Source organism: Phocaeicola sp. (genome assembly GCF_057861905.1).
The window spans coordinates 56,893-68,464 of sequence record NZ_DBMACV010000009.1; the positions used below are offsets into that span (position 1 = coordinate 56,893).

At 43.8% G+C, this 11,572-nt stretch carries 12 protein-coding genes; 7 read left to right on the forward strand and 5 right to left on the reverse strand.

What is annotated here, in order from left to right:
- Window positions 1–26: 26 nt before the first annotated feature.
- Both ACZM60_RS03150 and ACZM60_RS03155 read left to right on the forward strand, forming a co-directional pair.
- On the forward strand, window positions 27–2,216 hold the full coding sequence (locus ACZM60_RS03150; RefSeq protein ID WP_489520802.1) for an alpha-L-rhamnosidase-related protein: 2,190 nt from the start codon (window positions 27–29) through the stop codon (window positions 2,214–2,216).
- 70 nt (window positions 2,217–2,286) lie between these two features.
- The gene (locus tag ACZM60_RS03155; RefSeq protein ID WP_489520803.1) at window positions 2,287–3,693 is read left to right on the forward strand and encodes a glycoside hydrolase family 140 protein; all 1,407 of its coding nucleotides are present in this window, start codon (window positions 2,287–2,289) and stop codon (window positions 3,691–3,693) included.
- Between the two features lie 216 nt (window positions 3,694–3,909).
- Here the strand turns inward: ACZM60_RS03155 and ACZM60_RS03160 are convergent, their stop codons facing one another.
- Together ACZM60_RS03160 and ACZM60_RS03165 are read right to left on the reverse strand one after the other, a co-directional pair.
- On the reverse strand, window positions 3,910–4,278 hold the full coding sequence (locus ACZM60_RS03160; protein ID WP_418586800.1) for a thioesterase family protein: 369 nt from the start codon (window positions 4,276–4,278) through the stop codon (window positions 3,910–3,912).
- A 13-nt stretch (window positions 4,279–4,291) separates the two neighbouring features.
- On the reverse strand, window positions 4,292–5,485 hold the full coding sequence (locus ACZM60_RS03165; protein WP_489520804.1) for a mechanosensitive ion channel family protein: 1,194 nt from the start codon (window positions 5,483–5,485) through the stop codon (window positions 4,292–4,294).
- Window positions 5,486–5,569: 84 nt separating this feature from the next.
- Here ACZM60_RS03165 and ACZM60_RS03170 point away from each other — a divergent pair, with 84 nt between their 5' ends.
- From ACZM60_RS03170 to ACZM60_RS03185, 4 genes are all read left to right on the forward strand, one after another.
- Window positions 5,570–6,094, forward strand: a complete 525-nt coding sequence (locus ACZM60_RS03170; protein ID WP_489520805.1) for a TlpA family protein disulfide reductase — start codon at window positions 5,570–5,572, stop codon at window positions 6,092–6,094.
- 125 nt (window positions 6,095–6,219) lie between these two features.
- Entirely contained in the window at window positions 6,220–7,107 is an 888-nt protein-coding gene (locus ACZM60_RS03175; protein ID WP_340320196.1) for an electron transfer flavoprotein subunit beta/FixA family protein, read from the forward strand.
- Between the two features lie 5 nt (window positions 7,108–7,112).
- Window positions 7,113–8,132, forward strand: a complete 1,020-nt coding sequence (locus ACZM60_RS03180; RefSeq protein ID WP_340320197.1) for an electron transfer flavoprotein subunit alpha/FixB family protein — start codon at window positions 7,113–7,115, stop codon at window positions 8,130–8,132.
- Window positions 8,132–9,838, forward strand: coding sequence for an acyl-CoA dehydrogenase family protein (locus ACZM60_RS03185; protein ID WP_021970194.1), 1,707 nt, complete (start codon window positions 8,132–8,134; stop codon window positions 9,836–9,838). Before ACZM60_RS03180 ends, ACZM60_RS03185 begins: the two co-directional genes overlap by 1 nt.
- A 95-nt stretch (window positions 9,839–9,933) precedes the next feature.
- On the opposite strand, the gene ACZM60_RS03190 is transcribed toward ACZM60_RS03185, so the two are convergent.
- Both ACZM60_RS03190 and ACZM60_RS03195 read right to left on the reverse strand, forming a co-directional pair.
- Window positions 9,934–10,296: a hypothetical protein gene (locus ACZM60_RS03190; protein WP_021970193.1), complete on the reverse strand. Its 363-nt coding sequence runs from the start codon at window positions 10,294–10,296 to the stop codon at window positions 9,934–9,936.
- A 2-nt stretch (window positions 10,297–10,298) separates the two neighbouring features.
- The gene (locus ACZM60_RS03195) at window positions 10,299–10,844 is read right to left on the reverse strand and encodes an RNA polymerase sigma factor (protein WP_489520811.1); all 546 of its coding nucleotides are present in this window, start codon (window positions 10,842–10,844) and stop codon (window positions 10,299–10,301) included.
- A 144-nt stretch (window positions 10,845–10,988) separates the two neighbouring features.
- Between ACZM60_RS03195 and ACZM60_RS03200 the strand changes: the two genes are divergently transcribed.
- Window positions 10,989–11,414 carry a DUF6249 domain-containing protein gene (locus ACZM60_RS03200; RefSeq protein ID WP_489520806.1) on the forward strand — a complete coding sequence of 142 codons (426 nt, stop codon included), beginning with the start codon at window positions 10,989–10,991 and terminating at the stop codon, window positions 11,412–11,414.
- Here the strand turns inward: ACZM60_RS03200 and ACZM60_RS03205 are convergent.
- Window positions 11,389–11,572: hypothetical protein (locus ACZM60_RS03205; RefSeq protein ID WP_489520807.1), on the reverse strand; the 184-nt coding region annotated here is incomplete at its 5' end. The two genes, ACZM60_RS03200 and ACZM60_RS03205, sit on opposite strands and share 26 nt — an antisense overlap.

Consider the following 11,572-nt stretch of genomic DNA (forward strand, 5'->3'; position numbering starts at 1 on the left):
AATACTTGAACAATAAAACACGCAAAATGAAAACAAAATTTGTAACCTTGCTTGCTTCGGTGGGGATGTGTGCTTCATTGGAGGCACAGACCTGGATATGGTATCCGGGAGATTATGAAATATGGTTGGGCAACCAGATGAACAACCGTCGTACGGAAAGAGGAGCTTTTTTCCCTCCTTTCTGTAAAACAGACAGTCACTATGTGGTTGTTGAATTCAGTAAAGAGGTTGACTTACCTGTCGCCGAAACGATACGGTTGAGTGTGGAAGGCAGATACAACGTCAAACTGGACGGCAAATTACAGTTTGGCATGCCCGAAAGACTGACAATTCCGTCAGGAAAGCACAAAATCAATATCAAGGTATGGAACCAGATTACTCCTCCGTCTATTTATATTGACGGACAAACGATTAAGAGTGATGCAAGCTGGAAGGTGACGTACGAAGATAAGGAATGGATAGATGAAAGCGGGAAGGCCAGTGATACCTCGGCTACCGTGTACATGGATGCGGGTAGCTGGAATTTTGATTCTGAAGAAAAACGACCTTCTATGTTTCGTTTACCCTGCAAGCCGTTGCAGGCCGTTTCGTCAACTTCTGTGGAAAAAGGTGTTCTTTATGATTTTGGAAGGGAAACTTTCGGGTATCTTGACTTTGGGGAAATGAAAGGAAAAGGAAAGGTGCGGATTTATTATGGTGAAAGCAAAGAAGAAGCCTTGGATACTGCACGGTGTGAAACCATGGATATATTATCGGTTGAGAACGGAAAAGTAACCGATCGTGCACTTTGTACGACCCGAAGTCTGGCAGACGGACATTATACGATGGAGAGCAATAAAGCCTTTCGTTATGTTTACGTGGTATGCGATAGTCAGGCTTCCATCGGAAAGGTTGCAATGCAATATGAATATATGCCCGAAAACTATCGGGGAAGTTTCCAGTGTGATAATGATTTGTTGAATAAAATCTGGGAGATAGGCGCTTACACAATGCATCTTACCACCCGTGAGTTCTTCATCGACGGTATCAAGCGTGACCGTTGGGTATGGAGTGGAGATGCTATTCAGAGCTATTTGATGAACTATTACCTGTTCTTCGATTCGGAAACAGTGAAGCGTACCATTTGGCAGTTAAGGGGAAAGGATCCGGTAACCTCCCATATCAATACCATTATGGATTATACTTTTTATTGGTTCCTGAGTGTATATGATTATTATATGTATACAGGAGACAAGAGTTTTGTCGGACAACTTTATCCTCGGATGAAGTCGCTGATGGAATATGTATTGGGACGTACCGACAATGACGGTATGGTACAGGGAATGACAGGCGACTGGGTGTTTGTTGATTGGGCGGATGGTTATCTCGACAAGAAAGGACAGTTGGCGTTCGAACAGGTACTTTTCTGCAAAAGTCTGGAAACAATGGCACTTTGTGCTCGCCTTGCCGGCGAAGACCGGGATGTCAAGCTGTATGAGGAGTTGGCTTCTTCCTTACGGAACAAACTGGAGCCGGCGTTCTGGAGTGAGGATGCAAAAGCGTTGGTGCACAATCGCATCGGAGGAAAGCAAAGCAGTACCGTGACACGTTATGCCAATATGTTTGCCGTATTCTATAATTATCTTTCAGAAGAAAAACAACAGCTCATCAAACAAAGCGTGTTGCTGAACGATAGTATCCTGAAAATTACAACTCCGTATATGCGCTTTTATGAGCTGGAAGCTCTGTGTGCACTGGGCGAGCAGGAGCAGGTTATGGAAGAAATGCTGGCTTACTGGGGAGGTATGCTGAAAGAAGGAGCTACATCATTCTGGGAAAAATATAATCCAGACGAGAAAGGTACAGAACATCTTGCCATGTATGGACGCCCGTACGGGAAGAGTCTTTGTCATGCATGGGGAGCCAGTCCTGTATATTTGCTGGGAAAATATTATTTAGGAGTGAAGCCGGTAAAACCCGGATATGAGGAATATGCTGTAACTCCCGTATTGGGCGGCTTGAAATGGATGAAGGGAAGTGTTCCGGTTCCAGGAGGAGAAATTACTGTTTATATGGATCGGAAGACAATTCGCCTGAAAGCCGACCGGGGCAAAGGTTATCTGTATGTTTCTGCCCGGAAGCAACCTCGGGCGTCGGTGGGTGAATTTCAGAAGATATCCGAAGGAAAATATCGCTTGTGGATAGATAGCAATGAGGAAATAACAGTACGTTATTGAAAAACATCATATACATTTGTACAGAATACTTATATTTATCTCAATATTATAATTTTTTAATCGCAACAAGATGAAATACTGGACAAAACTGGCAGGAATCGTTTTATCGTGTCTTGCCGTAGCATCGACGATGAATGCGCAACTGCCGTGGAAAAACGGCCAGTTGGAAGTATCTGCCGAAGGGCGTTATCTGAAGCATCAGAACGGACAACCATTTTTCTGGCTGGGAGATACCGGCTGGCTGATGCCGCAAAGACTGGACCGCGAAGAGGTGGCTTTTTATCTGGATAACTGTAGTCGTGCCGGATTCAATGTGGTACAGATACAGACATTGAACGGGGTTCCTTCCATGAACGTGTACGGGCAGTACTCCATGACGGACGGATTCGATTTTACTCATATTGACAAAGAAGGTGTATATGGCTATTGGGATCATATGGATTACATTGTCCGTACAGCCGAAAGCAAAGGTATATATATTGGCATGGTATGTATCTGGGGAGGATTGGTGAAAGGTGGTAAGATGGATGTGAAGGAAGCAAAAGCTTACGGAACGTTCCTTGCCGAAAGATATAAGGATAATCCGAACATCGTATGGATAATCGGAGGGGATATACGTGGAGATGTAAAAACAGAAGTATGGGAAACACTGGCACGTACCATTCGCTCCATCGACAAAAATCACTTGATGACGTTCCACCCGTTTGGCCGGACTATGTCTGCTACCTGGTTCAATGATGCCGACTGGCTCGACTTTAATATGTTTCAGAGTGGGCATCGCCGCTACGGACAGACGAAAGGTGACGGAGATAACCTGGCCGACAGTAATGTGGCAGAAGACAACTGGCGTTATGTAGAAGCAAGTCTTTCCAAGAAGCCGATGAAGCCGGTTCTGGATGCCGAACCCAGCTATGAAGGTATTCCACACGGGCTGCATAATCCGAAAGAATGTCGCTGGACGGCAGATGATGTACGTCGTTATGCATATTGGTCGGTCTTTGCCGGTTCCTTCGGACATACTTATGGCAATAATTCCATCATGCAGTTTTACTGTGAAGGATATGCACCGGCATATGGAGCTCAGGAAACATGGCAGGAAGCCTTGAAGGATGAAGGCTTTAATCAGATGAAATATCTGAAGGAGCTGATACTTCGTTTCCCGTTCTTTGAACGTGTTCCCGACCAGAGTGTGATAGCCGGCACAAACGGAGAGCGTTATGACCGGGCGATTGCTACACGGGGTAGTGACTATTTGCTGGTTTATAACTACAGTGCACGTCCCATGCAGATTGATTTGACTAAAATAAGTGGGGACAGGAAAAAGGCATGGTGGTTCAATCCGCAGAATGGAACGATGAAATATATCGGTGAATTTGACAATAAGGTAACAGCGTTTCAATACGATGCTCCTTACATGCGGGGAGAAGATCGTGTACTGGTCGTGACGGATGCCTCGAAAAATTACGTGAAAGAGTAATCGGATTCTGTTGAAAAGATGCCCTTTACCTTTATTCATTTTCTCTTATCCTGACGGATGAAATGAGGGGATGAAAAGGTGAAGGGCATCTTTATTTATATCTCTCGGCGGATATGGAAAAAAACGTCTTGATCTTTCGAAATAATTTGTACAAAGAAAAAATTTTTTTGTACAAAAATTATCTCGAATGTGACGAGGTAATTTTAAAGTCCCTGCTTATAGCTTTGATAAGAAGCGCTCGCGGTCTACAATATAACGAATATGTATGCCTTCGCCGATTATGCCTTTTGAGTCGGAAGCAGAAACTTTAAAAGTGAGTTTTCTGCCTTCTGCCTCTTCCAGTAGGGCTGTAGCCGATATTTCTTCACCAAGTCCCGAGGGTTTGATGTGTGATGTCTGAATCATGGCTCCTACCGTTGTGGAACCTTCCGGCAGGTATGGCTTGACGGCATTCATGGCGGCATTTTCCATGAGTGCCACCAAAGCGGGAGTAGCGAACACTTCCATGTCGCCCGATCCTACGGTTAAAGCTGTATTTTCTTTGCAGACAGTTGTCTTGGATGTATAAGTTAATCCTTTTTCCATAATGTCTTTTTTCTTATTTAATGGTTGTACTTAAGTCGTTTCCCGACGGACGCTGGAATATTCTCAGACCGAATTCGGGAATTATGGCAAGAATATGATCGAAAATCTCACCTTGTATCTGTTCATATTCGGGCCAGATGGTGGTATTCGTAAAGCAATATATTTCCAGAGGTAATCCTTCGGAAGTAGGTTGCATCTGACGGACCATAATCATTAGTTCTTTGTGGGTACGAGGATGTCCCTTCAGGTAGCTCTGAAGATAATTACGGAAAACATGAAGATTTACTACTTGTGCTTCAGGCTTGGCCTGTGTTTCGTCTATCCATCCGCGTGAGGCAAATAATTGTTTTTCTTTTTCGGAACAGAAATGTACGGTTGTCATGTCGATAAATACCGAACGCTTGATACGTCGTCCTCCGGTTTCACGCATTCCCCGCCAGTTCTGAAACGAATCGCTGACCAGTGCGTAGGGAGGGATGGTGGTAATCGTCTTGTCGAAGTTGCGTACCTTGACGGTAGTCAGTGAAACTTCCAGCACATCACCGTCTGCTCCGTACTTGGGCATGGTGATCCAGTCGCCCGGACGAAGCATGTCGTTGGCCGAAAGCTGTACGCCTGCTACCAGTCCCAGTATACTGTCTTTAAAAATCAACATCAGGACGGCAGCCGAAGCTCCCAGTCCGGCAAGGATGGTTGCCGCATTCTGGTCGATGAGGATGCTGATAATTAATATGATTCCTATTCCGATAGCAATCAGGTTAATCATCTGGTAGATTCCTTTTAGCGGACGGTTGCGCAGGGTTTCGTGCTCGTTGGAAATCTCATATAGTGAATTCAGGAACGAATTGACAAGGAGAAGGGTTGTGATGACTAAGTAAATAAGACAGATCTTCAGTAGTATATGCAGTACTTGAGGCACATTGCTGAATACAAAGGGCAGCAGCAGATAAAGCATGATGGGAGGAATCATGCGGCAGAAACTGGTCATCATTCTTTCATTGAACAAGTAGTCGTCCCACGTAGCCTTTGTGCGAGATGTGATTTTGTGCACTGCCGGTATAACCAGGTGCCTGAATAGTTTGGTCATGATATATGAAATCAGCAGGATGAGTACTACGAGTGTAAGTCGGGTACTCCAGCTGAGGTTTTCTTTGTCAATGCCCATGTCCAATAATTGGCGGGCTACTTCCAGATATAAATCTTCCATGATTTCAGTATTTGTATGTTGTTTCAGGCAAATATACAAAGGTTTTTTCATATATTTATCGGCAAATAATTATAGATTAGGAGAATGTTACATCTTTACCGTTTGTTGTTTTTTATACTCTGTGGCTTGTTGTGCCTGCCGTCGTGCATCCGTGATGATTCGCCTTCCGGGGAGGAAGGGATTCGTCGTGGTGACAAACTGCCCGATTTTTCCGTATTGTTAAGTGACGATACTCGTATATCGACATCCGATTTGGAGGGCGTTGTTTCTGTATTGGTCTTTTTTCATACTTCCTGTCCCGACTGTCAGCAGGAACTTCCGGTAGTACAACGGCTTTACGATTGCTATCGGGATAATCCACAGGTGAAGATATATTGCATCAGCAGGGAAGAGTCTGCTGGTGAAGTTGCTGCATATTGGTTGGCAAACGGTCTGACAATGCCTTATTCTCCTCAGCCGGGTAGGGAGGTATATGACCTGTTTTCCGAGCAAGGTATTCCTCGCGTGTATGTTTCGGACAAGCAGCTTATGGTATATTCCGTTTATTCCGACAGTCCGATTGCTTCGTTCGAACAGTTGCAGGCTGATGTGGAATATTGCCTGAAATAAGGCTGGCTGGTTTTGCACGAACGGAAGCCGGATGTGCATTTTTTTCTTATATCTTTTTGCAAAACAAATGCTTTCATTAATTTTGCCGTCAATTAAACTACTAATACTAATTAATATATTATCTAATGAGCTTGAAAATTGTTGTATTGGCAAAGCAAGTACCTGACACTCGCTGTGTAGGGAAAGATGCCATGAATGCCGACGGTACTATTAATCGTGCGGCTCTTCCGGCTATCTTCAATCCGGAAGACCTGAATGCTTTGGAACAAGCGCTCAGACTGAAAGACACACATCCGGGTTCTACCGTAACCATCTTGACGATGGGACCGGGGCGTGCCGCTGAAATTATTCGTGAAGGATTATACAGAGGAGCAGATAACGGCTATTTACTGACCGACCGTGCCTTTGCCGGTGCCGATACGTTGGCTACTTCGTATGCTCTGGCTACAGCTATCCGTAAGATTGGTGAATATGATGTCATCGTAGGTGGTCGTCAGGCTATCGATGGTGATACTGCACAGGTAGGACCTCAGGTAGCAGAAAAGCTGGGATTACCTCAGGTAACATACGTTGAAGAAATCCAAGAAGTAAAGGACGGACGTATTCGTGTAAAGCGTCATATCGACGGTGGCGTAGAAACTGTAGAAGCTCCGCTCCCGATTGTTCTGACAGTAAACGGCAGTGCAGCTCCTTGCCGCCCGCGTAATGCAAAACTGGTTCAGAAATATAAACGTGCTTTGGGCGGACAGGAAAAAGCTGCCATTACAAAAGATGGAGCAGAGTTGCCTTATGCTTCTTTGTACGAAAGCCGTCCTTATCTGAATATCACAGAGTGGAGCGTAGCTGACGTAAACGGTGATACAAAACAATGTGGTTTGTCGGGTTCACCTACTAAAGTGAAGAAGATTGAAAACATCATCTTCCAGGCGAAGGAAAGCAAAACTATTACAGGTAGCGATGCTGATGTAGAAAATTTGATTGTAGAACTGTTGGCTAACCACACTATTGGATAAAGACTATGAATAACGTATTTGTATATTGTGAGATGGAAGGCAAACATGTTGCCGATGTCAGTCTCGAACTTTTAACCAAAGGTCGTAAGTTAGCCAGTCAGCTGGGATGTCAGTTGGAAGCCATCTGTGCCGGCAGCGACCTTGCCGATGTAGAAAAACAAGTTTTGCCATACGGAGTAGATCGTGTTCATGTATTCGATGCTCCGGGCTTGTTCCCTTATACTTCACTTCCTCATACTTCTATTCTCGTCAACTTGTTCAAGGAAGAAAAACCGCAGATTTGTCTGATGGGTGCTACCGTTATCGGTCGTGATCTGGGACCACGTGTTTCTTCAGCTCTGACAAGTGGTCTGACTGCCGACTGTACTCAGTTGGAAATCGGTAATCACGAGGATAAGAAGAATGGTGTTACTTACGAAAATCTGTTGTATCAGATTCGTCCTGCTTTCGGCGGTAATATTGTGGCTACCATTGTCAATCCGGAACATCGTCCGCAGATGGCTACAGTTCGTGAGGGTGTGATGAAGAAAGAAATCGTAGATGCCAATTATCAGGGTGAAGTGATTCGTCACGACGTTGCGAAGTATGTACCCGAAACGGATTATGTAGTAAAGGTTATCGATCGCCATGTAGAAAAAGCAAAACATAATCTGAAGGGTGCTCCTATCGTAGTTGCCGGTGGTTATGGTATGGGAAGCAAGGAAGGATTCGATATGTTGTTCGAACTTGCTAAGGAACTTCATGCAGAAGTAGGTGCCAGCCGTGCAGCTGTAGATGCTGGTTTCTGCGAACACGACCGTCAGATTGGTCAGACAGGTGTAACTGTACATCCGAAATTGTATATCGCTTGTGGTATCTCTGGTCAGATTCAGCATATAGCCGGTATGCAGGATGCAGGTATCATTATATCTGTAAACAATGATCCTAATGCGCCGATTAACACCATCGCTGATTATGTAATCAACGGAACAGTGGAAGAAGTGATTCCGAAAATGATTAAGTATTATAAAAAGAACAGTAAATAATGGCAAACTTTTATACAGAACATCCGGAACTCAAGTTTCACTTGAACAATCCGATGATGGAGCGTATCTGTCAGTTGAAGGAACGCGATTACAGAGATAAAGACGAGTACGATTATGCGCCGCTGGATTATGCAGATGCTATCGACTCTTACGATAAAGTGTTGGAAATTACCGGTGAAATTACCGGTGAGGTGATTGCTGCAAATGCAGAAGGAGTAGACGAAGAAGGTCCGCATTGTGCGAACGGTCGTGTGGAATATGCTTCGGGTACAAAGGCTAACCTGGATGCAATGGTGAAGGCGGGTCTGAACGGTATGACAATGCCTCGCCGTTTTGGCGGTTTGAACTTCCCGATCACTCCGTATACTATGTGTGCGGAAATCGTGGCTCAGGCTGATGCGGGCTTTGGTAATATCTGGTCACTTCAGGATTGTATCGAAACACTTTATGAATTTGGAAACGAAGATCAGCACAGCCGTTTCATTCCGCGTATCTGCGCAGGTGAAACTATGTCAATGGACTTGACAGAACCTGATGCCGGTTCTGACCTTCAGAGCGTGATGTTGAAAGCTACATACGATGAGGCTAATAACTGCTGGCGTTTGAATGGTGTAAAACGTTTTATCACAAACGGTGACGCTAACCTGCATCTGGTATTGGCTCGTTCGGAAGAAGGTACACACGATGGTCGTGGATTGTCTATGTTTATTTACGATAAGAACGACGGTGGAGTAGACGTACGTCGTATAGAAAATAAGCTGGGTATTCATGGTTCTCCGACTTGTGAATTGGTATACAAGAATGCAAAAGCTGAACTTTGTGGTGAACGTAAGCTCGGTTTGATTAAATATGTCATGGCTTTGATGAACGGTGCTCGTCTGGGTATTGCGGCTCAGTCGGTTGGTTTGAGCCAGGCTGCATACGATGAGGCTTTGGCGTATGCAAAAGACCGTAAGCAGTTCGGCAAAGCGATTATCGAGTTCCCGGCTGTATACGATATGCTGGCTACTATCAAAGCAAAACTGGATGCGGGTCGTGCCTTGTTGTATCAGACTTCTCGTTACGTAGATATCTATAAAGCCTTGGACGATATTGCGCGTGAACGTAAGCTGACTCCGGAAGAACGTCAGGAACAAAAACGTTATGCAAAACTGGCTGACAGCTTTACTCCGCTGGCAAAAGGTATGAACTCTGAATATGCCAACCAGAATGCATACGACTGTATTCAGGTACACGGCGGTTCTGGTTTTATGATGGAATATGCTTGTCAGCGTATCTATCGTGATGCTCGTATCACAAGTATCTACGAAGGTACTACTCAGTTGCAGACTGTTGCGGCTATCCGTTATGTAACCAACGGTGCTTATGCTGCTACTTTGCATGAATACGAAACAATTCCATGCGCTCCGGAATATGAAGACTACATGAACCGTATCAAGGAAATGACTCGTAAGCTGGAGGCTTGTACAAATGCTGTGAAGGAAGCTCAGAACCAGGAACTGCTCGATTTCGTAGCACGCCGCTTGTATGAAATGGCAGCTGTCTGCGTAATGAGTCATTTGTTGCTTCAGGATGCAACGAAAGCTCCTGAGCTGTTTGGTAAGTCGCTGAATGTATATGTAAATTATGCCGAATCGGAAGTTGAAAAACATTTCAACTTTATCCGTAAGTTCAATGCAGAAGAACTGGCTAATTATCGGAAATAATTGAGCAGTTTGCTTTAATATAGAAAAAGCTCGGCATTTTTGCCGGGCTTTTTTATGCCTTTTCCTGATGGTATATTGCACCTGATGGACTGATTCTATAATAGATGTTTGAATTTTCTCCGTAGCCAGCGATCGAATATTCTCAATAAAGGCAATGCAATCAGCATCGGAAGATAAAAAATGAGTGATGAAGGTTCAGGCAGATTGTTGACTGATTTTTGTAAACCTTCGGCTATTTCTTTCCCATATATCCATACAATCATGCCGATGCATCCTCCTATCATCAGAGTGACAGTGAGTATCATTAATATGAATAAACGTTTTTCCTGTCGTTTCTCACGCAGATACATTTCTTCCCCAATTCGTTTCATCATGCGATAGGTGAAATTGCTTGGAAGCTGGGGAGGCTTATTCTGTCGGGCAGCTTTCCGTAGTCCTTGGTCTTTATACTCTGTCATCTTTACTCCTCCTTTTGCATTAATAAATATAATTTCTTGCGTAAACGGTGTAGCTTAACTTTAATATTTCCTTCGTTCTGATTCAGAATCTGGGCAAGTTCCTGTATAGGGCGTTCTTCTTCATAGAACAATGTGACCAATGCGCGTTCTTCGGCAGTTAGTTTGGTCAGCGCCTGTTGCAGTTTTTTTATTTGTTCTTCCGAATCATCGTTTAATGTGTTGTCTATTTGTGTGTCTGATATCTGATTCCATAAATTGTCATCCAGCATTGTTTGTTCCACATTTTTCTTTCGCAGAAAAGATAGTGCCGTATTATAGGCGATACGATAAATCCAGGTAGAAAAGCTACTTTTCCCGCCGAATGATGATAAATGTTCGAAAGCTTTCATAAATGCATCCTGCGTCAGCTCCTCGGCATCTTCTTCGGAATTGACCATACGGACGATCAGTGCGAAGACTGCTTGCCCATAAGTATCGAGGAAGTAAGCATACTCTTCAGTTTTTCCTGCCAGGATACGCGTGATGATATATGATTCGTCTTTTTTTATTTGTCTTTTTAGACGCTTTCCCGAGGTTGAGGTTACAAAGATTGAGAAAAAATTTTTTTCTTCATTATGGTTGTAACCTTTTCGTGCATTGGTTCGTCTAAACGGACAAAGAAACAAAAATATTCACTTTAAAAGGAAAACGATATGGAAGAATTGATGATTGTTGCTAATGTTGCAATAGTTTTTGGCGTTATTTACAAGTTGTTCGAATTGTTTGTCGGCAGAAAAGAACGTATGATGTTGATAGAGAAGCTTCCGGTGGAGGCATTGACCGATGAAAAACAAAAAAATACAGGCTTGTCTTTATTCAATCTGGGAGGAAATCTGTTTCCTATGTCCTCGTCATCTCTTCGCTTGGGGTGTCTGTTAATAGGACTTGGATTGGGATTATTGACAGGATATTGTATTATTTTAAATTCTCAGCCGGAATATTTTGCCAGCGATATGGCCAGTCGTCCTGTCCGTGAAACTGTTTCCATTATTTATGGAGCCAGCGTATTATTGGGAGGAGGTATCGGACTGATTGTTGCATTTGTTATTGAAATTATGCGTGCTTCACGGCATAAATGATATGAGCCCGTTGTAAAATTAGTAGAATAGTAAGTTGCCCGTCATTAATAACATCCGTATTACCTGAGTTCGGGATAAGTTTAGAATAAGGCCAGTTGTTTTGAGTCCTCAATATAGTATCCTTGCAATGCATCCGGTTTGTTTTCAAAGAAACAATA